20 protein-coding genes, 9 tRNA genes and 1 riboswitch are annotated in these 25681 nt (G+C 54.0%); of the genes, 25 read left to right on the forward strand and 4 right to left on the reverse strand.

All coding sequences use genetic code 11. The features are described from left to right. Positions 1 to 172: 172 nt before the first annotated feature. The 23 genes from lon to H8709_RS01850 all read left to right on the forward strand — a co-directional run bounded on the left by lon (position 173) and on the right by H8709_RS01850 (position 18441). Entirely contained in the window at positions 173 to 2596 is a 2424-nt protein-coding gene (lon, locus tag H8709_RS01740) for an endopeptidase La (RefSeq protein ID WP_262396651.1), read from the forward strand. 11 nt (positions 2597 to 2607) lie between these two features. Beyond that, complete coding sequence (yihA, locus tag H8709_RS01745; RefSeq protein ID WP_262396652.1) at positions 2608 to 3213, forward strand: ribosome biogenesis GTP-binding protein YihA/YsxC; 606 nt, start codon at positions 2608 to 2610, stop codon at positions 3211 to 3213. 36 nt (positions 3214 to 3249) lie between these two features. After that, positions 3250 to 4548 (forward strand): diaminopimelate decarboxylase, encoded by a 1299-nt coding sequence (lysA, locus tag H8709_RS01750; protein ID WP_262396653.1) that lies wholly within the window; start codon positions 3250 to 3252, stop codon positions 4546 to 4548. A 156-nt stretch (positions 4549 to 4704) separates the two neighbouring features. Further along, positions 4705 to 4998, forward strand: coding sequence for a YerC/YecD family TrpR-related protein (locus H8709_RS01755; RefSeq protein WP_262396654.1), 294 nt, complete (start codon positions 4705 to 4707; stop codon positions 4996 to 4998). A gap of 1 nt (position 4999) precedes the next feature. After that, entirely contained in the window at positions 5000 to 5743 is a 744-nt protein-coding gene (locus H8709_RS01760) for a class I SAM-dependent DNA methyltransferase (protein WP_262396655.1), read from the forward strand. A 2-nt stretch (positions 5744 to 5745) separates the two neighbouring features. Further along, complete coding sequence (gene hslO, locus H8709_RS01765) at positions 5746 to 6624, forward strand: Hsp33 family molecular chaperone HslO (protein WP_262396656.1); 879 nt, start codon at positions 5746 to 5748, stop codon at positions 6622 to 6624. Positions 6625 to 6723: 99 nt separating this feature from the next. Further along, a tRNA-Val gene (locus H8709_RS01770) sits at positions 6724 to 6799 on the forward strand. A 5-nt stretch (positions 6800 to 6804) separates the two neighbouring features. Next, a tRNA-Asp gene (locus H8709_RS01775) sits at positions 6805 to 6881 on the forward strand. Between the two features lie 6 nt (positions 6882 to 6887). Next, positions 6888 to 6963, forward strand: a tRNA-Phe gene (locus tag H8709_RS01780). A gap of 4 nt (positions 6964 to 6967) precedes the next feature. After that, a tRNA-Gly gene (locus H8709_RS01785) sits at positions 6968 to 7043 on the forward strand. Positions 7044 to 7417: 374 nt separating this feature from the next. Then, positions 7418 to 7493: transfer RNA gene (locus H8709_RS01790), tRNA-Val, on the forward strand. Positions 7494 to 7498: 5 nt separating this feature from the next. Further along, positions 7499 to 7575, forward strand: a tRNA-Asp gene (locus tag H8709_RS01795). A 6-nt stretch (positions 7576 to 7581) separates the two neighbouring features. After that, a tRNA-Phe gene (locus tag H8709_RS01800) sits at positions 7582 to 7657 on the forward strand. A gap of 4 nt (positions 7658 to 7661) precedes the next feature. Next, positions 7662 to 7737, forward strand: a tRNA-Gly gene (locus H8709_RS01805). 4 nt (positions 7738 to 7741) lie between these two features. After that, positions 7742 to 7816 (forward strand) — tRNA-Cys (locus H8709_RS01810). 171 nt (positions 7817 to 7987) lie between these two features. Beyond that, a complete protein-coding gene (locus tag H8709_RS01815; RefSeq protein ID WP_262396657.1) occupies positions 7988 to 8683 on the forward strand; it encodes a polyphosphate polymerase domain-containing protein in 696 nt (231 codons plus the stop codon). 39 nt (positions 8684 to 8722) lie between these two features. Then, positions 8723 to 9400 (forward strand): DUF4956 domain-containing protein, encoded by a 678-nt coding sequence (locus tag H8709_RS01820; protein ID WP_262396658.1) that lies wholly within the window; start codon positions 8723 to 8725, stop codon positions 9398 to 9400. Between the two features lie 12 nt (positions 9401 to 9412). Beyond that, the gene (locus tag H8709_RS01825; RefSeq protein ID WP_262396659.1) at positions 9413 to 10864 is read left to right on the forward strand and encodes a CotH kinase family protein; all 1452 of its coding nucleotides are present in this window, start codon (positions 9413 to 9415) and stop codon (positions 10862 to 10864) included. A gap of 20 nt (positions 10865 to 10884) precedes the next feature. After that, the gene (locus H8709_RS01830; protein ID WP_262396660.1) at positions 10885 to 13044 is read left to right on the forward strand and encodes a hypothetical protein; all 2160 of its coding nucleotides are present in this window, start codon (positions 10885 to 10887) and stop codon (positions 13042 to 13044) included. Positions 13045 to 13066: 22 nt separating this feature from the next. Beyond that, positions 13067 to 14191 (forward strand): hypothetical protein, encoded by a 1125-nt coding sequence (locus H8709_RS01835; protein ID WP_262396661.1) that lies wholly within the window; start codon positions 13067 to 13069, stop codon positions 14189 to 14191. Further along, positions 14188 to 15594: a glycosyltransferase family 2 protein gene (locus tag H8709_RS01840; protein WP_262396662.1), complete on the forward strand. Its 1407-nt coding sequence runs from the start codon at positions 14188 to 14190 to the stop codon at positions 15592 to 15594. The genes H8709_RS01835 and H8709_RS01840 overlap by 4 nt, the downstream gene beginning before the upstream one ends. An 18-nt stretch (positions 15595 to 15612) precedes the next feature. Further along, positions 15613 to 17517, forward strand: a complete 1905-nt coding sequence (locus H8709_RS01845; RefSeq protein WP_262396663.1) for an EAL domain-containing protein — start codon at positions 15613 to 15615, stop codon at positions 17515 to 17517. Positions 17518 to 17529: 12 nt separating this feature from the next. Beyond that, complete coding sequence (locus tag H8709_RS01850) at positions 17530 to 18441, forward strand: hypothetical protein (protein ID WP_262396664.1); 912 nt, start codon at positions 17530 to 17532, stop codon at positions 18439 to 18441. 61 nt (positions 18442 to 18502) lie between these two features. Here H8709_RS01850 and H8709_RS01855 read toward each other — a convergent pair whose 3' ends face one another. From H8709_RS01855 to asd, 4 genes are all read right to left on the reverse strand, one after another. After that, entirely contained in the window at positions 18503 to 18973 is a 471-nt protein-coding gene (locus tag H8709_RS01855; RefSeq protein ID WP_262396665.1) for an ACT domain-containing protein, read from the reverse strand. A gap of 49 nt (positions 18974 to 19022) precedes the next feature. Further along, on the reverse strand, positions 19023 to 19772 hold the full coding sequence (gene dapB / locus H8709_RS01860; protein WP_262396666.1) for a 4-hydroxy-tetrahydrodipicolinate reductase: 750 nt from the start codon (positions 19770 to 19772) through the stop codon (positions 19023 to 19025). A gap of 31 nt (positions 19773 to 19803) precedes the next feature. Beyond that, a complete protein-coding gene (gene dapA / locus H8709_RS01865; protein ID WP_262396667.1) occupies positions 19804 to 20694 on the reverse strand; it encodes a 4-hydroxy-tetrahydrodipicolinate synthase in 891 nt (296 codons plus the stop codon). A gap of 84 nt (positions 20695 to 20778) precedes the next feature. After that, positions 20779 to 21855 (reverse strand): aspartate-semialdehyde dehydrogenase, encoded by a 1077-nt coding sequence (gene asd, locus H8709_RS01870; protein ID WP_262396668.1) that lies wholly within the window; start codon positions 21853 to 21855, stop codon positions 20779 to 20781. Positions 21856 to 21982: 127 nt separating this feature from the next. Further along, positions 21983 to 22158: riboswitch (Lysine riboswitch) on the reverse strand. Between the two features lie 91 nt (positions 22159 to 22249). On the opposite strand from asd, the gene queA reads away from it, so the two are divergent. Further along, positions 22250 to 23275, forward strand: a complete 1026-nt coding sequence (gene queA, locus H8709_RS01875) for a tRNA preQ1(34) S-adenosylmethionine ribosyltransferase-isomerase QueA (protein ID WP_262396669.1) — start codon at positions 22250 to 22252, stop codon at positions 23273 to 23275. A gap of 294 nt (positions 23276 to 23569) precedes the next feature. Next, positions 23570 to 25534, forward strand: a complete 1965-nt coding sequence (locus H8709_RS01880; protein WP_262396670.1) for a sensor domain-containing diguanylate cyclase — start codon at positions 23570 to 23572, stop codon at positions 25532 to 25534. Positions 25535 to 25681: the final 147 nt, after the last annotated feature.

Consider the following 25681-nt stretch of genomic DNA (forward strand, 5'->3'; position numbering starts at 1 on the left):
GAAAAGTCTTTATTTGGCTGAAAGACCAATCATATTGTGCAAAATTAGGGCATTTTGTATAATTAGTCAACATTTTGCACTTGAATTCCACAGTTTTTTTCTTTATAATGAATGACAATCAGGGCCCTACCCTGTATGACCTGAATAAGCTAGGGGAAAGAGAGGGAAGTTTATGTACGAAATTGACGAAAACACGGTGCGGATGCCCATGCTGGCGCTGCGCGGACTTGTACTTTTTCCTAACATGATTCTTCATTTCGACGTAGGACGGGAGAAATCCATCGCCGCGCTCAACAAGGCGATGAATGACGACCAATACATATATTTGGTTGCACAAAAGGATATCCGCGACGACGACCCGCAGGATTATGAAATTTATGACGTGGGCGTCGTAGCCCAAATCCGCCAGATACTCAAGATGCCCGGGGACAGCCTCCGCGTGTTGGTGGAGGGCGTCTACCGGGGCCACACAAAGGAAATTGTCTCCACTTCGCCCTACCTGGACGCGGTGGTGGAAAAGATGCCGCTGAACCAGACTACCAAGGCGGGGTCAGTGGCCAGTCAGGCGCGGATGCGCACCCTCAAAGAGCTCTTTGAGGAGTACTGCTATCTCTATGCCAAGGTGCCCAAAGAGATCATCCTCAATGTGTTGGAGACCGAGGATCCGGTCTATATTGTGGAGTACATCGCCGGGAACATCATGCTCAAGGTGGAGCAGAAACAGAAGATTCTTGAGCAGTCCAGCGCCCTCAAGCGCCTGGATATGCTGATCAAATACCTGGATCAGGAAAACAAGGTTCTGGCGCTTGAAAAGGACATCTACGCCAAGGTCAAGGACCAGATCGACGAGAACCAGCGGGAATATTATCTGCGTGAGCAGATGCGCGCCATCTCGGAAGAGCTGGGCGAGGGTGAGGATGTCCAGACCGAGGTGGAGGATTACCAGAAGAAGATCGCCGCGCTGGAAGTGGACGAGGAAAGCCGGGAAAAGCTCTTTAAAGAGGCCGACCGGCTCTATAAGATGCCGTCCAATTCCCACGAGGCCGCGGTCATCCGCTCCTGGCTGGACGTCTGCTTGGACCTACCTTTTAACGACCGGACCAAGGACAAAATCGACATTGCCAAGGCCCAGAAGTATCTGGACAAGGAGCACTATGGGCTCAAAAAGATCAAGCAGCGGATTTTGGAGCTGCTGGCCGTGCGGGTGATGGCCCCCGATATTAAGGGCCAGATCATCTGTCTGGTGGGCCCTCCCGGCGTGGGCAAGACCTCCATCGCCCGGTCCATCGCCGCCACCATGGGGCGCAAGTATGCCCGGGTTTCCTTGGGCGGCGTGCGGGATGAATCCGACATCCGCGGCCATCGCAAGACCTACATCGGCGCCATGCCCGGACGCATTATCACTGCCATCCAGCAGGCTGGGACCCGCAATCCGCTCATCCTCCTCGACGAGATTGACAAGATGGGCAACGACTTCCGGGGCGACCCCTCCGCCGCCATGCTGGAAGTGCTGGACAGCGAGCAGAACAACGCCTTCCGGGACCACTATGTGGAAATCCCGTTTGATTTAAGCGAGGTGCTCTTCCTCACCACCGCCAATACCCTGGACACCATCCCGGCGCCCCTCCTCGACCGCATGGAGGTCATCGAGCTGCCCAGCTACACCCGGGAGGAGAAGTTCCAGATCGCCAAGCGCCACCTGATGCCCAAGCAGATGAAGCGCCACGGCCTGACGGGAAAGAACTTTAAGCTCTATGACGACGCCATTTACGACATCATCGACAACTACACCCGCGAGGCCGGCGTGAGAAACCTGGAGCGGGTCGTCGGGTCTTTGTGCCGGAAGGCGGATAAACGTCTGGTGGCCGGCGAAATGACGAAGGTGAACATCCGGGATAAAAATATCGAAGAATATTTGGGCGCCAAGAAATATAAGCCCGAAAAGATACTCGACACTGACGAGGTGGGCGTGGTTACGGGACTCGCCTGGACCTCGGTGGGCGGGGAAACCATGCCCATCGAAGTGGCCGTCATGGAGGGAAGCGGCAAGATCGAGCTGACCGGCTCCCTGGGCGACGTGATGAAGGAATCGGCCAAAGCGGCTATCAGCTATGTCCGCAGCCGGGCAGGCGATTTGCTCATCGACCCCGAGTTTTATAAAAATCGCGACATTCACATCCACGTGCCCGAGGGCGCTGTGCCCAAGGACGGCCCGTCGGCCGGCGTCACCATGTGCACCGCCATCGTCTCCGCTCTCTCGAACACGCCTGTGCGCCGGGAGGTGGCCATGACCGGCGAAATCACCCTCCGTGGCCGGGTGCTGCCCATCGGCGGACTCAGAGAGAAGACCATGGCCGCCTATGCCGCCGGGGTCAAGACGGTGATCATCCCCCAGGACAATGTGCCGGATTTGGAGCAGGTGGACGACGTGGTCAAGGAGGCGGTCAAATTTATTCCCGCCGCCAAGATCGACACCGTTCTCTCCAACGCCCTCATCCGCAACCCAGCCCTGGTGCCCGCCGGGGATGACGGCTGTAAGACAAACGTCAAGCTGGGGGAGAAAAAGGAGATCAAAAACCGCTTTATCACCCAGTAAAAGGAGCGCTTATGAATTATCATGCCATAGAATTTGAAACGTCCTTTGGCTTGCTTTCTCAGTTGCCGCCCTCCACGCTGACAGAAATCGCCTTTTCCGGGCGCTCCAATGTGGGGAAGTCGACGCTGATCAATAAAATATTTAACCGCAAAACCCTGGCAAAGGTGAGCTCCGTGCCCGGCAAGACCAGGACCATCAACTTTTTTAAAGGGGAGAATGTCCGCTTCGTGGACCTGCCCGGCTATGGCTTTGCCAAAGTTTCCAAGGCGGAAAAGCGCCGCTGGGCCGATCTGATGGAGGGATATTTCGGTCAGGGCCGGGATATCGCGCTGGTGTTCCAGCTCATCGACATGCGGCATGCCCCCACTGAGGACGACTTGATGATGATCAATTTCCTTATCGATGGCGGTCTGCCTTTCGTCATCGTCCTCACCAAGGCCGACAAACTGAACAAAACCCAGCGGCAGGCAAGGCTAACCGCTTTACAGGAGGAAATCCCCTGTGCCGACCAGGTGACCCTGATTCCCTTTTCCGCTGTCAATGGCGATGGCGTGGAGGAAATCAAATCCATCATAGACGAAATCGCTCAGGAGTGCTCCCTGGAGGAAGAAAACTAGCATCGGAGCGTTACAGAAGACGAAGGAGGAAGCATCATGTTTATTTCAGACTGTTTGGGACTGAGCGACGCGGGACATCTGACCATCGGCGGGGCGGACACCCTCATGCTGGCGGAAAAATACGGTACGCCGCTGTATGTGATGGACGAGGACAACATCCGCGAAAACTGCCGTCTCTATAAAAAATCCATCGACAAATACTATGACGGCAGGGGCCTCGTCACCTATGCCAGCAAGGCATTTTGCTGCAAGGAAATCTGCCGGGTGGCGGCCGACGAGGGGCTGGGCCTGGACGTGGTGTCCGCCGGGGAGCTTTACACCGCCCGGCAGGCGGATTTCCCCATGGAGAAGATTTTTTTCCACGGCAACAACAAGACCATCGAAGAGCTCTCCATGGCGCTCTCCTACGGCGTGGGCCGCATTGTGGTGGATAATCTCACGGAGCTCGAAATCCTCAACACCCTGGCCCGCTCGCTGAACCGGAAAGCCAACGTCTTTTTCCGCATCAAGCCGGGCATCGACGCCCACACCCACGACTTTGTCCGCACCGGACAGATCGACAGCAAGTTCGGCTTGGCGTTGGAGACGGGGGAGGCACTGGCGGCGGTCAAGGAGGCCATCTCCTTTGAAAATATCTGTCTCAAAGGCATTCACTGTCATATCGGTTCCCAGATTTTCGACATCGAGCCCTTTGAGCATGCGGCGCAGGTCATGCTGGGCTTTATCGCCCAGGTGAAGACCGAGACCGGCTACGAAATCGAGGAGCTCAATCTGGGCGGCGGCTTTGGCATCAAATATATTACCGAGCACGACCCGGTGGAATATGACCGGTATATGCAGCGGGTGGCCGTCACGGTGGACGACACCTGTAAGGAGCTTGGCATCCGCCGACCCTTTATCGTCATCGAGCCGGGGCGCTCCATTGCGGGACCGGCCGGTATCACCCTCTACACCGTGGGCGCCGTCAAGGAGATCCCCCATGTGCGCACCTATGTGTCCATCGACGGCGGCATGACCGACAATCCCCGGTACGCTCTCTATCACTCCGAGTACGAGTGCCTGGTGGCCAGCCGGGCGGGGGAGCCGCGGGAGAAGACGGTCACCATCGCCGGCAAATGCTGTGAAAGCGGCGACCTCATCGGCGAGGGGATGCGCATCCAGGAAGTAAAACCCGGGGATGTGGTGGCGGTGCTGGCCACCGGCGCCTACAACTACTCCATGTCCTCCAACTATAACCGGATTCCCAAGCCCGCCATCGTCTTTGTCAAAGGCGGCAAGGACCGGCTGGTGGTCAAGCGGGAGACTTTGGAAGACGTCATCCGCAATGATCTGTAAGCAACTTTTGACGCACCGGACGTGAAAGCGCCGGTGCGTTTCCTATGCCCGGTCCCTCCGCGGAAAGTAGGGGATTTTCTGAATGGACCCATTTACTTTTTCGTTTCAGTGTGTTAAACTATGAATAGGTATCATGCGAAATGCGGAGGTACGTTTATGAACAGCAAACTCAAAGACATGAATGTAGATTATCTGTTTCAAGCCATTTTGTCCCTGGAGACGCTGGAAGAGTGTTATAACTTTTTTGAGGACCTGTGTACGGTGCCCGAGCTCAAGGCGCTGTCCCAGCGGCTGCATGTGGCCAAGATGCTGGAGGAGAGGCATGTGTACAGCGACATCGTCAACGAAACCGGGGCCAGTACGGCGACCATCAGCCGGGTCAACCGCTCCCTCAATTATGGCTGTGACGGCTACCGGGTTGTGTTTGAAAGATTAAAGGACAAGAAATAAAATGGCCTATCACAGTTTTGCAAGTTATTACGACCGGCTGACCTGGGATGTGGATTATCCCGGCCGGGCCGCCTATTTTCACGCACTGTTTGAGCGCTTTCAAACCCGCAAGGTCGAGCTTTTGCTCGACCTTGCCTGTGGTACGGGCAGTTTGTCCATGGAACTAGCGAAACTCGGCTACGACGTTATCGCCGTGGACGGCTCGGAGGACATGCTCAGTGAGGCGATGGAGAAAAATGACGGCGCCTATCCGATTTTGTTCCTCTGCCAGCAGATGGAAGAGCTGGATCTATACGGCACCATCGATGGGGCCGTCTGCGCGCTGGACAGTCTCAACCACGTCACCGACCCGGAAAAAGTGCGGCGGATTCTGGACAAGGTGTCCCTCTTTATGAACCCGGGCGGCATATTTATCTTCGACGTCAACACCGTCTATAAGCACCGGGAGGTGCTCTCAGAGTCCACCTTTGTCTATGAGGACGACGACCTCTACTGTGTGTGGCAAAACGGCCCCATGGACGAGGATCACTGTGTGGAGATCGCTCTCGACTTTTTCTCTTTCAACGGGGAAAGCTACGACAGGGAGAGCGAGTGCTTCAAAGAGCGGGCCTATCCACCGGAGGAACTGGAAGGATGGCTGCAAAAGGCGGGGATGGAGGTTCTGGGTATCTTTGGAGACGATACCTTAGAGCCGCCGAAAGCCGATGCGCAGCGGCTGATTTTTGTAACAAGGAAGAGTGAATAATTATGGGAAAATTGGTACGAGCACTGAGCGAAGACGGCGGCATTGTCTGCATTGCCCTGGATTCCACCGATATAGTTGCGCAGGCGGAGCGGATTCATCAGACCAGCGCCGTGGTCACGGCGGCCTTGGGGCGTCTGCTGACCGCCGCGTCCATCATGGGCTCCATGCTCAAAAGCGAGGACAATTCCATCACCCTGCGGGTGGCGGGGGACGGCCCTGTGGGGGCGCTCATCGCCGTGACCGACGGGGTGGGCAATGTCCGGGGTTATCCGGTCAACCCGGTGGTGGAACTGCCTCTCAATGGGTACGGCAAATTGGATGTGGGCGGCGCTGTGGGCCAGGGCGTGCTGCATGTCATCAAGGACCTGGGGCTCAAAGACCCCTACGTGGGCCAGGTGCCCCTTGTCTCCGGGGAGATAGCGGAGGACATCACCAGCTACTATGCCGTCAGCGAGCAGATTCCCACTGTCTGCGGACTGGGTGTACTGGTCAACACCGATCTGACCGTCCTCTCCGCCGGCGGCTATCTGATTCAGCTGCTGCCTGGCGTGGGGGAGGAAACCATCACCCGCCTAGAAGCCAACGTGGACAAGCTGCCCCCCGTGTCCCAGATGCTCCACGAGGGTATGACGCCCCAGCAGATCATCGAGAAGGCGCTGGACGGCTTCTCGCCCAATATTCTTGACGAGACGGAGGTCTCCTACCGTTGCGACTGCTCAAGAGAGCGGGTGGAGCGGGCGCTGCTCTCGCTGGGGCGCGAGGAGCTTGGGAAAATTGCGGAGGAAGAAAAGGTCACCGAGGTGGGCTGCCATTTTTGCAGCAAAAAATACCGCTTTAACCGCCAGGAAATCCGCCAGCTCATGGAACGCGCAAAAAAATAGGGAAAAACACAAACTTTTTTTCACAAAAGAATTTCTTGACTTTTTTCTGCGAATCATGTAGAATAATACTCGCTGCCTGACAAGACGGCGGCGAGAAATGGGAGCATAGCTCAGCTGGGAGAGCACCTGCCTTACAAGCAGGGGGTCACAGGTTCGAGCCCTGTTGTTCCCACCAAGGATGGCCCGGTAGTTCAGCTGGTTAGAACGCTAGCCTGTCACGCTAGAGGTCGTGGGTTCGATCCCCATCCGGGTCGCCAGTGGATGCCTCTGTAGCTCAGTCGGTAGAGCAGAGGACTGAAAATCCTCGTGTCGTTGGTTCGATTCCGACCGGAGGCACCATCCTGCGGGTTTAGCTCATCTGGTAGAGCGCCACCTTGCCAAGGTGGAGGTAGCGAGTTCGAGCCTCGTAACCCGCTCCAAAAAACGCTTCCCACTTTCGTGGGGAGCGTTTTTTCTTGTTCCAGCGGGCCGGTCAATTTTCCCTGCGTTTTTTGGCATAAGAGATGCAGGGTCGGCATATGATAGACTATCGGCTTTAAAAAGAGCGAAGCAAATTGCCCATGAAGGGAAAAGCGCTGCAAGCATATTTTGCACAGCGGCTTGCCGAGTTTCGTCCGCCGCTTGAGCGGTAAAGGATATGTCTATTGCACAGCAAAAAAGATGAGCTTTTCAAGAGCACAGAGGGACCGGGCATACACTGGAAATATTTTTGGGAAAAACGATTGACTTTCTCCTGTCTTTATAGTAAAATAATATTCGTCGCTGATGAGAAACGGCGATTTGTGGTGAAGACGGGAGCATAGCTCAGCTGGGAGAGCACCTGCCTTACAAGCAGGGGGTCACAGGTTCGAGCCCTGTTGTTCCCACCAAGGATGGCCCGGTAGTTCAGCTGGTTAGAACGCTAGCCTGTCACGCTAGAGGTCGTGGGTTCGATCCCCATCCGGGTCGCCAGTGGATGCCTCTGTAGCTCAGTCGGTAGAGCAGAGGACTGAAAATCCTCGTGTCGTTGGTTCGATTCCGACCGGAGGCACCATCCTGCGGGTTTAGCTCATCTGGTAGAGCGCCACCTTGCCAAGGTGGAGGTAGCGAGTTCGAGCCTCGTAACCCGCTCCAATTAGGCGCCATAGCCAAGAGGTAAGGCAGAGGTCTGCAAAACCTTCATTCCCCAGTTCAAATCTGGGTGGCGCCTCCACATTAAAGATCGGTCATGATTGACCGGTCTTTTTTTCTGCCCCTTTTGTCTTTTTATTATTCTTTTTGATGGAAACAGTTGCGCTTTGTCATAAAAAGTATGTATAATATATGTATATATTACGAGAGTTGGAAAAAATCTTTTACGATTAAAGGATGAGGGGGTGGTTCTTTGAGAGAAGTCATGCGGCAGGAGAAAAAATACATGATCACGCTGGAGGAATTTCTCCAGAGCGATCACTATTTTAGCCAAGTCTTGCATGCGGACCCCCATGGCGGCGCACGGGGCTATCCGGTTCGGTCGCTCTACTTTGACTCGTTGGAGGACAACGACTTCTTCGAGAAGCTCAGCGGTGTGGAAAACCGGCGGAAAATCCGGTTGCGTATTTACGATCCCAACGATTCCTTTGCCATGCTGGAAATGAAGCAAAAGCAGGGGAAATACCAGAAAAAGCGGTCCCTGCGCATCAGCCGGGAAGACGCGGTCAGCCTGACCCAGGGCAGATACGGCTGTCTGCTCGGCTACACCGACCCTTTTGCCGCCGAGTGCTATGGGCTGATGGAGATGCGCTGTTACCGTCCACGCACCATTATCCAGTACTTCCGCAAGGCGTTCATCGCCAAGGAGAACAACATCCGCATCACCTTTGACCACAAAATTGAGGCGACGGAGAGCTGCTTAGATTTATTTCATCCTCATCTCAATTTTGACCCGGTTCTCGACCCGTTTCAGGTGGTCATGGAGGTCAAATACAACGGTTTCCTTTTAAGCTATATCAAGGAGGCTGTCAACCGGTGCAGCCGCAGCGAGCTATCCTCCAGCAAGTACTGTATGGGGCGCTCACTGGGCCTTTACCGGGACTGTTAGAGAGAAAAAAGCACAAGGGAAGAGAAGGAGAGAAAACCGATGAAAGAAATGCTTTATAATATGTTCGCCCAGGGAAGGGCGCTGGATATGCAGGAGATTGTCATCCACATTTTGGTGTCCATCGTCATTGGCATGGCCATCTTCCTGTCTTACTGGACCACCCACGCGGGGACCATTTACAGCCAGAAATTCAATGTGTCACTGGTGATGCTCACCGTTCTGACCACCACGGTCATGACCGTCATCGGCAACAACATTGCTCTTTCTCTCGGCATGGTCGGTGCTCTTTCTATTGTCCGTTTTCGCACCGCCATTAAGGATTCCCGGGACACCGTTTACATCTTTTGGACCATCGTGGTGGGCATCTGTTGCGGCATCGGGGACTATGCCATCGCGGCGGTGAGCACCATCGCTCTGTTTGTGTTGCTGCTCCTTTTGGGGCGCATCAAAAACGACAACCGCAAGCTCCTCATCATCCGGGCCGACAAGAACCAGGAGCGCAATATTGAGTCGGTGGTCTTCTCCTATTTTAAGGCCAAGGCCAACCTGCGGGTGATGAACACCTCCCAGGAAACGGTGGAATTTATCTATGAACTTTCCTCCCGCACCCTGTCCAAGGCGGCCAGGGAGGGCAAGAGCATCACTGAGGCCATCTACGGTATCGACGGGGTGGAGTGCGTCAACATCGTCTCTCAAAACGACGATATCAACGGATAAAGGAAGCGCAATATGAAATATAAGGTTGCAACACTGGCGGGCCTTGTGTGCGTTGTGGTGGTGCTGTTTTTTCCCTTTTCCAAGTTCCTACCTGATAAGCAGCGGTATCACCAGCACCGGGAGGCGCCTAAAGCCACGGAATTGTCTCTGGAGACGGGGGAGGACATCACGACCCACCTGCCCCTTCTCACCCTGGACACCCAGGGGGCGGCCATCCCGGGCATGCAGCGGGAAAAGGCATTCGCGCAAAGTACCCTCCAGGTTTTTGACAACGGGACGAGCGAAAACCGCCTGACGGATGAGCCCAAGATTTCTACCTTTGCCAATATCAAATATAGGGGCAACACCTCGCTCCATTTTGACAAGAAGTCCTACCTCGTCAAGCTCACCGATAAGGATGGCAATGAAAAGGGCGAAGAGATGTTGGGAATGCCAAAGCACGACAACTGGATACTCAACGGGCCCTTTCTGGATAAGACCCTCATCCGCAACTATCTGTGCATGAACATCTCCGGCGAGATGATGGAGTACGCGCCCCGGGTGCGCTTTTGCGAATTGATTGTCAACGGGGAGTACCAGGGGGTCTATCTTTTGATGGAACAGATTGCCCAGGGGGAAGACCGGGTGGACATCTCCAAATATAAGGATGGCAACCCCTTCACCAGCTACATCATCCGGGCCGACCGGGGCGATGTTCCGGAGAATGAGCTCAATAACTTCACCAAATATACCCACTGGATGGCGGAAAATACGGAACAAACCCGCTATGTCTTCAACATCGAATATCCGGGGACGTCCCATCTGACACCGGAGCTTGTAAAATACATCGAGAAGGACTTTAGCGCCATGGAAAAGGCGCTGTATTCCTACGACTACGACAGCGACCAATACGGTTACGAGACCTTTGCCGACGTGGATTCCTTTGTGGACTACTTTATCATCAACGAGTTTTTCCAAAATTACGACGCCGGCCTTTTTTCCACCTATTATTACAAGGATGTCCGGGGCAAGTTTCATATCGGGCCGGTATGGGACTTTAATAATGCCTGCGACAACTATGTGGAGGAAGTCCACGACGGTACCGGCTTTGTTTTGCAAAACCGCATCTGGTACTTTATGCTCACCAAGGACAAAGGCTTTATCGACCGGGTGGTGATGCGCTATCATGAGCTGCGAAAGGGCCTGCTCAGCGAGGAAAACCTGATGCAGTATATCGACGGTACCATCGAGTATCTGGGCCCCGCGGTGGAGCGCAATTTTTCCATTTGGGGCTACACCTTTGATCCTGAACAAATGAATCGATGGAGCGTTCTCAAGCCGGTGGGACGCAATCTAACTAGCTATGATGAAGCGGTCTCCCAGCTCAAGGGTTTCCTAAAAAAGCGGGGGGATTGGATGGATGAAAACATCGAGACGCTCTACCAGTATAGCCACGATTCCAAGAATAAGAAATTTAACCATTGAGAAAAAGGAGGGGATCAGCGATGAAAAAGTTTATCATTGTTTGCGTCACCCTCTTTCTTCTTTTGTTCCTTGGAGATTATTTCTTTTACCACATGGGCGTTTATATCGACACCGACCCCGGCGCGCCGGTGGTTTCCTTTACCAAGACCGAGGGAAAACAAATCTATCTGGATCAGGGGAATGGATACGAGCCATTTGAAATCAAAGGAGTGGATATGGGCTCCGGCATCCCCGGGCACTTTGCCACCGATTACGCCATCGACAAGGAGACCTATCTGCGTTGGTTTGGCATGATCAAGGACATGGGCGCCAACACCATCCGCGTCTATACGATCCTGTCGCCCTCCTTCTATGAGGCGGTCTACGAATACAATACCGGCAACGACGATCCGCTCTATGTCATCCACGGCCTGTGGGTGAACGACTACGTCCACAATTCCCACGTGGACGCCTATGACGACAGTTTCCTGCAAACTCTCTTAGACGATTCCCGCACCCTGGTGGACGTCCTGCACGGCAAGCGGAAGCTGGAAGTGGGGCGGGGCCTTGGCAGCGGCAGCTATACGAGGGATATCTCCCCCTGGGTCATCGGCTACATCCTGGGCGTGGAGTGGGAAGACGTCACCGTGGCCTATACCAATCACATGCGGGAGGACTGGAACAGCTATACCGGCGCCTATATGAGTACCACCAAGGATGCCAGCCCCTTTGAAGCCTTTTTGGCCCGGCTGGGGGACAACATCGTCTCCTACGAAAGCGGGCGGTATAAACAGCAGCGGCTGGTGGCCTTCTCCAACTGGCCCACCACCGACCCGTTTGATTACCCCGAGCGCATAACCAAATACTTCAAAAAAAGTGCCAAGGTGGATGTGGAGCATATTAAGATGGAGCCCGCATTCATCGGCGGCACCTTCGCGTCCTATCACATTTACCCCTATTACCCGGATTATCTCAACTATATGGCTGACCCCTCCATCTATGCCGATGAGACGGGACAGATTAACACTTATGCGGCCTATCTCAAGATGGTCAACGCCCATCACAGTATTCCTGTGGTCATCTCCGAGTTCGGCGTCCCTACTTCCCGCGGTATCGCCCAGCTCGACGTCAACACCGGCCGCTCCCAGGGGCATATGTCGGAGAAGGACCAGGGGCAAGCGCTCATTGACTCCTACCACGACATTAAAAACGCCGGGTGCGCCGGCTCCATTATCTTCACCTGGCAGGACGAGTGGTTTAAGCGCACCTGGAACACTATGCACGCGGTGGACCTGACCAAGACTCCTTTCTGGAGCGACTACCAGACCAACGAGCAGTACTTTGGACTTTTGTCCTTTGACCCGGGCAAGGAAAAAAGCGTCTGTTACGTGGACGGCGATGTTTCCGAGTGGTCGGAGGAGGACGTGGTGCTCCAGCGGGAGGGCACTACGTTGTCCATAAAGTACGATGAAAAGTTCCTCTATTTTCGTATCCACCGGGACGGCTTTTCCAAGGGGGAGAAGCTCTATCTGCCCATCGATCTGACGCCCAAGTCCGGTAGCAACTACTGCGAAAACCTAGACGCCAAGTTCCAGCGGGAGGCCGACTTTGTCATCGCCATCGACGGCAAGGAGGAGAGCCGGATTTTTGTCCAGGAGCGGTACAATGTACTGCGCGCCATGTATGGCATTGAAATTGAGCATAAAAACCCCTATTTCGCCGAAAACGTGCCCGACCGCAACTCACCGGTGTTTGAGCCCATTCAACTGATTTTGCAGACGTTTTTCATGGATGCGGACGAGGAGCTCAATGCGGGTTCGCACGCCGAACTCTTCGAGACGGGAAAGCTTTGTTACGGCAACGCCAACCCTGATTCCCCCGACTTTGACTCCCTGGCCGATTTCTGCTTTGGCGGGGAGCAGGGGGACGATATCGAGCTGAAAATCCCCTGGCAGCTACTCAATTTCTCCAATCCCTCCGAGATGATGATTCACGACGATTACTACGCCCATTACGGCGTGGAAAACATGAAAATCAAAGAAATGTATGTCGGCGTAGGTTCGGCGGACAGCACAGAGCGCATCGCCATGGTATCCTACCCGCTCAAAGGGTGGGGGAGCCGGGTGACTTATCATGAGCGGCTCAAATCTTCCTACTATATAATGCAAAAGCTTTGGCGAGAGGATGCGGCCGGGAATTAGGCAAGGAAAGGAGTGCAGGCGTATGATTTTTCGTACAGAAGTAGTTTGCTATCTGTATATTGCCGTATGCGTCTGTATGCTCGTCTTTAATTGTCTGCTCATTCTCTACCGCCGATATGAAAACCGCAGCCTCCAAAAATATATCAATCAGATTTCCGCGCTGGTGGACAGTCAATTGGAGTGCCTAAGCTACTCTGATGAAATGCACCAGGAGATTCAGCAGCGCCTGGGAAAGCGCCTGAGACGAATTCATTTTCTCCGCGCTTTTCATTCGGTCATCACCGAAAAGCGGGAGGAGGAGCCCGCGCTTGTGGAACGCTACCTCCTCAAATCCCGGCCCATGTTTTCGGATTTGGTGGCGTCCTACCGGAAGGAAGAGGACATCAAACAAGCCTATTTCGCCTTTGTCATGGCGGATTTCAGCGTCTGCCGCTGGGTGCACGAGGACCCCATCATCGACTTCATGATGGAGCTCATCGTCGATAAGTCCGCCTACTGCCGGGAAAATGCCCTCAAAGCCCTCTACCGGTTTGGGGATGCTGACAATGTACTGCTGGCGCTGCGCCTCATCGACGAAAACAATGTCTTCCACCATGAAAAGCTCATCACTGACGGACTGCTCTCCTTTGCGGGGGACCGGCAGGAGTTGGCCGCTCTTTTGTGGAAGCATTTTCACGAGTTTCATTTGGAATTGCAGATCCCCTTCCTCAACTATATCCGCGCGGTGAGCAGTGATTTCCGGGAACCCTTTTATGAAATGCTTGCCAATGAGCGGACGGACAAGGAACTCAAAATCGCGCTCATCCGTTACTTTTGGAGGCACCCCTACCCACCGGTGGCCGAGGTTCTTGCCGGCTTTTTGGAGCGGGAAGACAGTCGGGATTGGGAAATCGCGGCCATCGCGGCGACCGCCATCCGGGCCTATCCGGGGGAGCAGACTATTCTGGTGCTGAGAAAAGCGTTACTCAGCGCCAACTGGTATGTCCGCTATAACGCGGCGGACAGCCTCAAAAGCCTGGATGCGGACTTCAACATGCTGGCCTCCGTTTTTAACGGGCAGGACCGGTACGCCCGCGAAATGCTGCTTTTCCATGAGCAGCAGCATGAAATTAAAGAACAAGCCCAAAAGGAGGCGGAGCTGGTTTGACCGAAATTGTTAAGGTGTTTCTCGACTACGTCAACGTCTTTTTTATCCTATACCTCCTCGTTTACTCCACCTTTCTCTTCCTTTCGGTGACAGTGGGCACTTCGGTGCTCTATAAACAGTTCCAGATGCGGCAGCTTCACAACGAGCTCAAGCACGACTATTATCTGCCCATTTCCATCATCGTACCCGCCTACAATGAGGAGATCACGGTGGTCGATACCGTTATCTCCCTATTGCAGTCCCAATATAAGCTCTTTGAGATCATCGTGGTGGACGACGGCTCCCAGGACAACACCTCCCAGGTGCTTATCGACTACTTTCATATGCACCCCATCGACCATCCGGTACATAAGCAAATTCCCTGCCAGCCGGAGGAGTTTTTTTACCAGACTTACCGGGGCAATATCCCCATCACCCTGGTCAGGAAGAAAAACGGCGGCAAGGCCGACAGCCTCAATATGGGCATTAACGTCTCCAAATACCCTTATTTTATCTGCATGGACGCCGACTCAATGCTCCAAGACGACGCGTTGGAAAACATTATTCGGCCGGTGATGGAAGACGAAAACGTCATCGCATGTGGAGGGCTGGTCAAAATCTCCAACGGCGTCACCATCAAAAACGGCAAGGTTGTCAACTATAAGCTACCCAGCAATCCTCTCGTCTGTATGCAGATTTTGGAGTATGACCGCTCTTTTCTGGCGTCCCGCATCTTTTTGGACCAATTTAACGCCAACCTCATCATTTCCGGCGCATTCGGCCTGTTTAAAAAGGAACTGGTCATCGCGGCAGGCGGATATGACCACTCCACCATGGGCGAGGATATGGAGCTGGTAGTCAAACTTCACCTGTTCTGCCGGGCTCACAACATCCCCTATTCCATCCGCTACGCGTCGGAGGCCATCTGCTGGAGCCAAGCGCCCACTTCCCTGCGGGATCTGATGAAGCAGCGCAAGCGTTGGCACCTGGGGCTCTTCCAGAGCCTGTGGAAGCACAGAAAGCTCTTTGCCAACACCAAATTCGGAGTGGTGAGCGTACTCTCCTACACCTATTTTCTGCTGTATGAGCTGTTTTCTCCCTTTATCGAGCTGTTCGGCCTGGCCACCATCCTGCTGGCCTTTGCGTTTAATCTCATCAACGTCCCGTTTATGATTTTGTTTTTCCTCATCTACGCGGGATTTGGCGCGCTTTTGTCCCTGACGGCCTTTTTTGCCCGCATCCACACCCAGAACTTAACGCTCTGTTTGAGCGATGTGGTCAAGGTGGTGGGACTGTGCCTGTTTGAAAACGCCGGGCTGCGGTTGATTTTGGCCTTCGTGCGGATGACGGCCTTCATCGGATACAAGCGAGGCAAGCATCAGTGGGGCAGAATTAAACGGCAGAAGATGAGCATCGAGCTTTAATCGAAGGGAGGGGAAGAGATGAAGAAAAAAACGATACGCCTAATGGTGGCGTTCTTCGCGGTGGTGCTAGTGATGAGCGGCTTTTTTGCATGGGCCGAGGAGGCGCCGGCGGAGACCATCTATGTGGCGGGCAACGCCGATCACTATCCCATCGAGTATTACGACCAGGATGCCCAGCAGTTTGCAGGTGTTATGCCCGACTTGCTCCGGAAAATCGGAGAGGAAACTGGCATTGAGTTTGTGTATTTAAAGCCAAGCCATGACCGGGAATATTATGTCAAAAATTTACAAGCGGAGATGCTCTCCGACTATCAGCTCACCGACTTTTCCGCCGAGCGCTATGGGCTCACTTACGGACCCGTGTATTTCTCCTTCCCCGACAAGGAAGGAGCGGAGGCCGTCCGCTTTGCCTTTACTCCAATTATGGACGAAGCGGTCAAGGCGCGGATTTTAGAGGGCTTTGATACGTTAAGCGCCATACAGCGGGAGGATATCCTTCTGTCCAACCTTTCCCGGCAAAAGCCACCCAACACCAAATGGATGCTCATCCTTTGCGTTGTCCTGGCGGCGGTGGGAATTGTTGCAGCCGTCATCCTGAGCATTTTATTGCGCAAAAACCGCCGGAAGCTGCGCAACGCCATCTATGCCGACCGCATGACCGGGTATAAGTTCGGCAACAGCCTCAAGATGCAAAAGGATTACAATGTCCTTATCAGCGATGAAAACCGGTGTAGCTATTGCACGGTGGATTTGGCCATCGAAAACTTCATCGACATCCGGGAAGTCTACGGCTACGAGGAACGAAATTTCCTTTTGGAGCGCATGTCCTATATCATCGACAATCATATCAGCGATTTGGAGATGTTTTGTAGGATATCCGGGGGCAATTTTATCTTAATTTTGCAGTATATCTCAAAACAGAGGCTACTGGACCGTCTCCAGGCCATCGACGACGAGGTGGCGCAGATGCTCAAGGACGAGGGACGGGAATATAAGGCCAGACTCATCCACGGTATCTACTTCTTGGCCTACAACGATCGAGACATGAACCAGACCATTTACTATGGGGTGCAGGCCAAGCGCTTTGCCCAGAAAAACCAGCTGCGCTACGCCATTTACGACGACGTGATCTCCCGGATGAGCGGCAGCGACCGGGAATTTGGGCGGGAAGCCCGGGCCGCATTTGAAAACAATGAATTTATCGCCCACTTCCAGCCAAAAGTAGAGGTAAGGAGCGGACAGATTGTGGGCTTTGAGGCCCTGGCACGGTGGCAGAGCAAGAAAAAGGGGCTGCTGTTCCCGGGGAGCTTCCTGCCGCTTTTGGCCCAGAACAATCTGCTGTCCAAGTTGGATTTTACCCTCTTTGCCATTGTATGCCGCATACTCCGCCAGCGTATGGACGAGGGACTTTCACTCTTGTACGTTTCCTGCAACTTTTCCAGGGATAGCTTTTACCGGCTGGATTTTGTAACCGAGCTTCGGAAGATTGTACAGGAATATCGGGTCCCCGCGGAGCTATTGGAAGTGGAGATCACCGAGAGCATCACGGCGGAAAATAAGGAAGAGATCATCGCTAAAATCGCGGAGCTCAAGGAAGACGGCTTCACCGTGACGCTCGATAACTTCGGCAGCGGCGCAGCCTCCTTTGTGGATTTGCAGCGGTGTCAACTCGACGCCGTTAAGCTGGACCGGGAGCTGGTGAGCGACATGGAAAGCGCTAAGACCCAGTCGGTCATCCAGGGCATTGTGGAATTGTGCCACAGCATCGGCGTGAAAGTCACCTGCGAGGGCATTGAAACCCAAGAGCAGAAGCAGCTGCTTGAACAGGTGCAGTGCGATGTGGCACAAGGGTATCTGTTCTTCCAGCCCATGCCCTATGAGCAGGTCCGGCGGCTGGTGGATCAAGCAACAGAGAAGAAGTAGGCGGAGGGCCGTATGAACAACAAAAAATGGATGTGGGCGGTTTTGGCCGTCCTCGTGATTGTGATCGTGGGGGTGGGACTCTTCTTTTATTTACGGCAGGAGGAAACCCCGCCCCAGAGCCATTACAGTCTCTTTTCGTGGGACGACGAGGCCGTGAAAGCGGATGAGCGGGAGGATTTTCTTTCCATCCTCTCCCAGATGGAGATCGACACCGTCTATCAGGCGCTAAGCAGCGACCAGATGGAGAGCAAGGACACGGAGACCTTCCTTTCCGACCTCAGCCAAAAGGGAATCGCAGTTTACTATCTCGCCGGGGACTCCGCATGGGGCAGGGAGAAGGACGGTGCGTCGGTGCGCGCCGTTATCGAGCAGGTGGCTCATTACAATAAAGCCGCTGGCAAGGACCGCCGGTTTGCTGGGCTTATGCTGGATGTGGAACCCTACCTCCTAGAGGAGTGGAAAGGCGCCTCCGATGAGGATAAGGAGGTTCTTTTCACCCAGTATGTGGACGGTATGGTGGAGGCCTACCAGGCGGCGCGGAAGGAAAAGATTCCCATGCTCCTGTGCATCCCCTGGTTTTATGAGAAGTACTCCGAGCCCCAGCTCGGACGGCTCATTGCCGAGGGGTGCGACGGCGTGGCCATCATGAACTACCGCCGTTCCGACGAATACGGACAGATTGAGACGGAAGTGGAGCTGGCGAGAAAATATGAAAAACAGGTCGTCAACATCGCAGAGCTGCAAAAGCCGGGCAGCCACGACTTAGAGGACGTCAACACCTATTATAACGAGGGGCTCGATGCCCTCAGAGCGTCCTGGGACGTCTTAGAACGGCGTTTCGATTACGACAGGCTCAGCTTCTCCTACCACTATTACGCGCCCTTAAAGGAGCTGCTGGAAGGGCAGGGGAGCGGTCAAGAATAAAAGCGCATAGAAAAACCCCGCACGGAGTATTTCCGTGCGGGGTTTGCTTATGAAGCTGCTGTTACGCCTTGATGCCGAAGGTTTCCTCCAAGGAAACCAAAGCGTCATGATAGTTTGCCTCTGTAAAGAGGAAGGAGATGTCGATCTCCGAAGTGGTGATGACGAGGATCTCGGTCTGGGCCTTGGCGACTGCGGCGATGGCTGAGGCCGCGACACCGGGCTGCTCCCGCATCTCCTCCCCGAACAGGGAGATTTTGCAGTTGCCGCTGCTGACCATGGGCTTAATGGAGGGATAATCCTCCCGCAGCTTGGCGATGATAGCCAGGGCAGAGGCCAGACTGTCTCCCTCCACCGTGAAGGAGAGGTTGACAAACTCCCCCTGGGGAGGCGTCTGGGAAATCATGTCGATGTTGATGCCGCCCTCGGAAAAGGCGGTGAAAATATGGGAGATAAAGTCCAGCTTTGCCGGCGCCTTATTAAAGGTAATGAGGGCAATATCGTGGACCGTGGAAATCTGCTGCACGCCGTTCATAGGATCATCCTCCTTTAATTGTGGGTAAGATCAGCCTTACAGCCTTACTTTACACCATATCCTTCATGTTGTAAAGGCCCGCCGTTTTGCCGCACATGAAGACGGCGGCGTTGACCGCACCGGAGGCGAAAACCTCCTTGGACATGGCCGTGTGGGAGATGGTCAGGATTTCATCCCGGCCGGCGAACATGATGTCGTGTTCCCCCACAATGGTGCCGCCCCGCACCGCGTGGATGCCAATCTCGTTTTTATCCCGTTTTTTGCGCTGGCTGTGCCGGTCGTAGACATACTGGGGCTTCTCGTCGAGCACCCCGGAGACCGCGTCGGCGATCATCAGGGCGGTGCCGCTGGGCGCGTCGATCTTCTGGTTGTGGTGTTTCTCGATGATTTCGATGTCAAAGGAGTCGCCCAGGACACCGGCCGCCTTTTTTGCGAGCTCCACCATCAAATTGATGCCCAGCGACATGTTGGCGGTGAAAAACACCGGCGTACCTTTCGCCGCCGCGTGGATTTCCTCGATCTGGGCCTTGCTGTATCCGGTGGTGGCCAGCACCACCGGGATGCCACGCTCCTTGGAAAAGGCGAGCAGGGGGGTGAGGACCGACGGGTGGGAGAAGTCGATGATCACATCGGCTCCGCCGGCGTAGTCGGAGGGTTTGGCGAAGACCGGATAGTCGAAATGGCGCTGGGTGTTGATATCAATACCGGCCACAATGGTGCAGTCGTCCCGCCCCGCCACAATGTTGGAGATGACGTGGCCCATTTTGCCGTTGCATCCCGAGAGAATGATCTGTTTCATCGTTTGAACTTCCCCTTTTATCTGACTCTTTCTATTTGATCAGGCCGCATTTCTCCATTTCCGCTTTCAGCCGCGCGATATTCGCGTCGCTCAGTCCCACCAACGGCAGGCGGCACTGGCCGCATGGATAGCCAATCAGGCTCATGGCCTCCTTGACCGGGATGGGGTTGACGTCGCAGAACAGAGCGCTGATGAGGCCAAAGAGCTTGGTCTGGAGGGCTGCGCTTTCCGCTACCTTGCCGTCGAAGAAGAGCTGGCAGATGTCATGGGTCTCTTTTGGCATGACATTGGAGAGAACCGAGATGACGCCTTTGCCGCCCAAGGAGAGGATGGGAACGATCTGGTCGTCGTTGCCCGAGTAGACATCCAAATCCTCGCCGCACAGGTACTTGGTCTCCAGGATGGCGGACAGGTTGCCGCTGGCCTCCTTGGTGGCGACGATATTGGGATGCTTGGCGAGCTCCTTGTAGGTGGCGGGAGCGATGTTGCAGCCGGTGCGGCTGGGCACGTTATAGAGGATGACCGGCAGATCGGTGGCGTCGGCCAGGGTGGTAAAGTGTCTGATGAGGCCCAGCTGGGAGGTCTTGTTGTAGTAGGGGGTGACGTGGAGCAGCGCGTCGGCGCCCACCGCTTTGGCCTGCTTACTCATCCACAGAGCGTAGGAGGTGTGGTTGCTGCCGGCGCCCGCCACCACGGGGACACGGCCCGCGGTTCTTTCTACGGCGTAGCGGATGCACTCCACATGCTCCTCGTCGGTCATAGTGGAGGACTCGCCCGTGGTGCCGCAGATGACGATGGCGTCGGTGCCGTTCTCAATCTGGAAGTCGATCAGTTTGCCCAAAAGGTCGTAGTTAATGGATTCGTCCGCGTTCATGGGGGTGACGATGGCGACGCCAGCGCCGGTAAATACTGTTTTTTTCATGGTAATTGTCTCCTATCTGCCGCTGCGCCGTCGGCTCTAAAAAATCAAAGCGCAGCATTCTTATGCTTCATATGTATCCGTTTTCTAATCAAAATATCCCTTGGCCGCCAGTAGCTCCGCCAGCAGCACCCCGCCGCCGGCAGCGCCGCGCAGCGTGTTGTGGGATATGCAAACAAATTTGTAGTCATATTGGGTGTCTTCCCGCAGACGGCCGATGGAGACGGCCATACCGCCCTCCAGATTGCGTTCAGACTTGGTCTGGGGCCGGTCGGGCTCCTCAAAGTAGTGGAGGAACTGTTTGGGCGCGTGGGGGAGGGAAAGGGCCTGGGGAGCGCCAGCGAAATTCGCCCATTTTTCCTTGATTTCCTCGATGGAGGGTTTGTTTTTAAAGCTGACAAAGCAAGCGGCCAGATGCCCGTCGGAAACCGGCACCCGGATGCACTGGGCCGTGATGGCGGGGGAGGAGGCGGGGACGATCTTGCCGTCTTCCACCTTGCCCCAGATTTTTAAAGGCTCCTGCTCGCTCTTCTCTTCCTCGCCGCCGATGTAGGGAATGACGTTGTCGATCATCTCGGGCCAGCGCTCGAAGGTCTTGCCCGCGCCGGAAATGGCCTGATAGGTGCAGACGAGGGATTTGGTGATGCCAAATTCCATCAAAGGATGCAGGGCGGGGACATAGCTTTGCAAAGAGCAGTTGGACTTGACGGCGATGAAGCCCCGCTTGGTGCCCAGGCGTTTGCGCTGGGCGGGAATGACCTCCAAATGAGCGTCGTTGATCTCCGGGATGACCATGGGGACGTCGGGGGTAGCGCGGTGGGCCGAGTTATTGGATACCACCGGACATTCGGCCTTGGCGTATGCTTCCTCCAGGGCCCGGATTTCGTCCTTTTTCATGTCCACGGCGCAGAAGATGAAATCCACCTGGGAGGCGACCTCCTCCACGTGGGAGGCGTCAAGAACCACCATTTGTTTGACTTCTTCCGGCATGGGGGTGGTCATCGCCCAGCGGTCTCCCACCGCTTCTTCATAGGTTTTGCCGGCCGAGCGGGGGGATGCGGCCAATACTTTGAGGGAAAACCAGGGATGGTTTTCCATTAACGTGACGAACCTCTGGCCCACCATTCCCGTGGCGCCTACGATTCCAACGCGATACTGTTTCATAATGAATAAGACTCCTTCCAACCTGAATAGTGATTCCTTTAGGATATGAAAAAAACCGGTTGAAAACCGGCTTCTAATACAATATAATAGAGACATTGACGCTCTTTTTCAAAAAGATTTCTGGAAAAGAAACGATAGCTCTCCATCATACTGATGACAGTCGCCAGCCTATTCGACTGAACAACCAGGTCAGACAACCGCCGTCGCCGTCCGCCTTCGGCAGCTTTACCTTTCTGTGAGCACTCAAACGACCTTGGCAGTCTCGTATCACATACTTTTTAAAGCCGCACCTCTATCTTTCGTGTTATTCTTTTTATCTATATTACCATCTGCACAAAATGATGTCAAACAATTTGTGCGAAATAAATTCAATTTGTTCAAAGAGGATAAATCTATGAAAAAATCGGACTTCTTTTTTGATCTCCCACAGGAGCTTATCGCCCAGACACCCCTCGAGCCCCGAGACCATTCCCGTCTGTTGCAGCTCGGTCGGACAAGCGGGGAAATATCCCACCACCATTTCTATGACCTTCCCGATCTCTTAAGGGCGGGGGATGTGCTCATCGTCAACGATTCCCGTGTGCTGCCCGCCCGCCTCTACGGCGCCCGGGAGGACACCGACGCCGTGATCGAGGTGGTGCTCCTCGAGCAAAAGGAGATAGATCTCTGGGAAGTGCTGGTGCGCCCTGGCAAAAAGGCAAAGCCCGGCCATGTGCTCCTTTTTGGGGAGGGAATGCTCCGGGGCGAGATCGAAGAGGTCCTTGACGGCGGTAACCGCCTTATCCGCTTTACCCATGAGGGCAATTTTTACGACGTCATCGACCAGATCGGGCAGATGCCCCTGCCTCCTTATATTAAGGAAAAGCTCCAGGACAAGGAGCGCTATCAAACGGTCTATTCCAAGGAGGTGGGTTCCGCCGCCGCGCCCACCGCGGGGCTGCATTTCACCAAGGAGCTGATGCAAAAGCTCACCGAAATGGGGGTCAAGATCGGTTATGTCACCCTCCACGTGGGGCTGGGCACCTTCCGTCCGGTTAAGGTGGAAAATGTGGAGGAGCACAAGATGCACGCGGAGCGGTATTTCATGCCAGAGGAAACCGCTGCGCTCATCCGGGAGGCAAAGAAAACCGGCAACCGGGTGATCGCAGTGGGCACCACCAGCTGCCGGACACTGGAATCGGTGGCGCAAAAATATGGGGAATTTAAAGAATGCTCGGGGAGCACGGACATCTTTATCTATCCCGGCTATACCTTCAAGGCTATCGACGGCCTTATCACCAATTTCCACCTGCCGGAAAGCACCCTTATCATGCTGGTTTCCGCCTTTGCGGGCTATGAGCATGTCATGAACGCTTACCGGACGGCGGTGGAGGAAAGGTACCGCTTCTTTAGCTTCGGCGATGCAATGTTGATTATTTAAAAGATAGGAAAGGAAAGCCATCATAAGGGTAAATAAAAACCGGCAGCTGTGAATCACTCAGTTGCCGGTTTGATTATGGATATATTCTTTCTAGAAATTAGTTTGTAAAAGGTCGCCAAGCTTGTTATAATGGAAATCTAAGAAAAAGCGTTTAGACAATGAGGAAATTTCAGCGATCCGTTTCGAATCTGAACGCGATATTTCCGTAAAGCTCCATTCGGGAGCCCTTGCGTCGGAGCGCGCACTCCGCCAGCAATTGGAGAGAGGTGTCACAGCGTGAAAAAGAATGTGCTTTTGCGTACAAACTTTCTGGTTTGCACCGTGATCATCATCGGATTTGTGATCACTGCCTGGATCGGTTATCAGTCCAACCAGGGCATTTTCCGGGAAGATATGGAACGAGTATCCACCCTGACCTCTGAGGGTATTTATCATCAAATTGATTCCATTTTTACAAAACCCATCAACATTTCTCTGACCATGGCCAACGACAGCCTACTCAAAAGTTTTTTACTGGGGGAACAGCAGCATCTAGAGGATCAGGAATTCATTGATACCATGCGGGTTTATCTGAACGCCTACCGTGAAAAATACAGCTATGACTCTGTTTTTTTAGCCTCTGTCCAGACAAAGCGCTATTATTATTTTAACGGACTCGACCGCACGTTGGAGGAGGGAGATCCTGAAAACGGCTGGTTCTATGATTTTTTGGCGGGGGAAGAGGAATATAACATTGTTATCGACAACGATCAGGTGGAGGGCGCCGGCAATGAAGTGACCGTCTTCATCAACTGCCGGATTCGGGATGAAGAGGGCGCCACCATCGGCATTGTAGGCGTGGGTTTTCGCGTCAATACGCTGCAGGCGCTGCTGCAAAGCTATGAGGAGCACTCAGGGGTCAAGGCGTATTTGGTGGACAAAGCGGGTGATGTGGAAATTGCCACCGACCGCACCGGCTTTGAGGGAACGGTCAATCTCTTCGACATCTGCTCCTTTTCTCAGCTCAAAAACGAGATTTTAACTGTCCAAGACCAGCCGCAATACCTGTGGTATGATGGACAAATGGGGAGCGGTTTTGTCGTCAGCCGCTACGTCGACAATCTGGGGTGGCACCTCATTGTAGAAAACGACGCCACCGCGCTCAATCAAAAGCTGGCGAAGCAGCTGTTGAGGGAAGTGCTGATTGTCATCGGGACAATTCTACTGGTGCTTGTCACCATCACCAGCGTTATCCGGCGGTATAACCGGCGTATTATTGAGCTAACCGTTGCCCAGGAACAGGCGCATCAAAGCATTTTCCAAAAAGCCACTGAACAGCTCTATGAAAATATCTATGAAATTGATATTTCCCACAACCGGGCGGCCAGCGAGGCCACCCAAGCGTATTTTGAGAGCTTGGGCGCGCCGTCCAATATCCCCTATGATGAGGCGCTGCAGGTAATTGCCCAAAAGCAGATCAAGGAGGAGCACCGCCAAGGCTATCTGGACACCTTTTCATCCAAGAATGTTTTGCAATCCTTTGCCGAGGGGCGGGATCATCTGCGGTATGATTTCATGATTACCAATGACGGCGCCGCTTACTATTGGATGAGAATTACCACCCAAATCTTTTACTGGAGCGAGGACGATTCCGTGCGCATGATGGTCTATCGCCAGAATATTGATGCGGAAAAGCGTCGGGAGCTCTATATGTACGAGCAAATGCAAAAGGACTCCCTGACGGGTCTTTACAATAAGGTGGCCACCCAGGAGCATATCCGCGAGATGCTGGACCGCCACCCCCATACCTCTTTCGCCTTTTTCATTCTGGACATCGACAATTTCAAGGAGGCAAACGACAACTTAGGGCATGCCGCCGGCGACGAGGTGCTGATCAGCTTTGCGAAGACGCTCCAATCACAGTTCCGGAAAGAGGATGTCATCGGACGCATTGGCGGTGATGAGTTTATCGCGTTTATGTCCGTGCCAAATAGGGAAACAGCGGAAGAAAAGGCAAGGCTGCTGTCCAGCGTCTTGTGCAGAGAGGTCAACACGGAGGCCGGGGCCTGGCATGTTTCCACCAGCATCGGCGTGGCACTGGTCCCGGAATCGGGAAGGGACTTTGAGCGCTGTACCGCAAGGCCGACGACGCCCTCTACCAGACTAAAAAACAGGGGAAAAACGGATATACCGTCTTTGCTCCCAACAAATCGTAAAATTTCGGGCGATATGGCAGATATCGCCCGTTTTTGTATGAAATGTATCACACAGGTAAAATGATTGCGCCCCCCCTTTTTCTATGATAGAATGAATACCATACGAATTTAAAGTCGGAAATACGATTTCTTTTAGATAAAATATATTAAAAACGCGATGCAGGGCTCTCGCTGCGAGTCTATTTAACGCTGGGTCTATGGCTGAAACACG

It is taken from the genome of Zongyangia hominis, assembly GCF_014385095.1.
Classification (GTDB): Bacteria; Bacillota; Clostridia; order Oscillospirales; family Ruminococcaceae; genus Zongyangia; species Zongyangia hominis.

Coding starts and splice junctions, on each gene's coding strand:
- hslO (WP_262396656.1), top strand. CDS start 5,746: ATGGGAAAATTGGTACGAGCACTGAGCGAAGACGGCGGCATTGTCTGC.
- H8709_RS01760 (WP_262396655.1), top strand. CDS start 5,000: ATGGCCTATCACAGTTTTGCAAGTTATTACGACCGGCTGACCTGGGAT.
- H8709_RS01835 (WP_262396661.1), top strand. CDS start 13,067: ATGATTTTTCGTACAGAAGTAGTTTGCTATCTGTATATTGCCGTATGC.
- yihA (WP_262396652.1), top strand. CDS start 2,608: ATGAATTATCATGCCATAGAATTTGAAACGTCCTTTGGCTTGCTTTCT.
- queA (WP_262396669.1), top strand. CDS start 22,250: ATGAAAAAATCGGACTTCTTTTTTGATCTCCCACAGGAGCTTATCGCC.
- dapA (WP_262396667.1), bottom strand. CDS start 20,694: ATGAAAAAAACAGTATTTACCGGCGCTGGCGTCGCCATCGTCACCCCC.
- H8709_RS01850 (WP_262396664.1), top strand. CDS start 17,530: ATGAACAACAAAAAATGGATGTGGGCGGTTTTGGCCGTCCTCGTGATT.
- H8709_RS01855 (WP_262396665.1), bottom strand. CDS start 18,973: ATGAACGGCGTGCAGCAGATTTCCACGGTCCACGATATTGCCCTCATT.
- H8709_RS01755 (WP_262396654.1), top strand. CDS start 4,705: ATGAACAGCAAACTCAAAGACATGAATGTAGATTATCTGTTTCAAGCC.
- asd (WP_262396668.1), bottom strand. CDS start 21,855: ATGAAACAGTATCGCGTTGGAATCGTAGGCGCCACGGGAATGGTGGGC.
- lysA (WP_262396653.1), top strand. CDS start 3,250: ATGTTTATTTCAGACTGTTTGGGACTGAGCGACGCGGGACATCTGACC.
- H8709_RS01845 (WP_262396663.1), top strand. CDS start 15,613: ATGAAGAAAAAAACGATACGCCTAATGGTGGCGTTCTTCGCGGTGGTG.
- H8709_RS01820 (WP_262396658.1), top strand. CDS start 8,723: ATGAAAGAAATGCTTTATAATATGTTCGCCCAGGGAAGGGCGCTGGAT.
- H8709_RS01825 (WP_262396659.1), top strand. CDS start 9,413: ATGAAATATAAGGTTGCAACACTGGCGGGCCTTGTGTGCGTTGTGGTG.
- dapB (WP_262396666.1), bottom strand. CDS start 19,772: ATGAAACAGATCATTCTCTCGGGATGCAACGGCAAAATGGGCCACGTC.
- H8709_RS01830 (WP_262396660.1), top strand. CDS start 10,885: ATGAAAAAGTTTATCATTGTTTGCGTCACCCTCTTTCTTCTTTTGTTC.
- lon (WP_262396651.1), top strand. CDS start 173: ATGTACGAAATTGACGAAAACACGGTGCGGATGCCCATGCTGGCGCTG.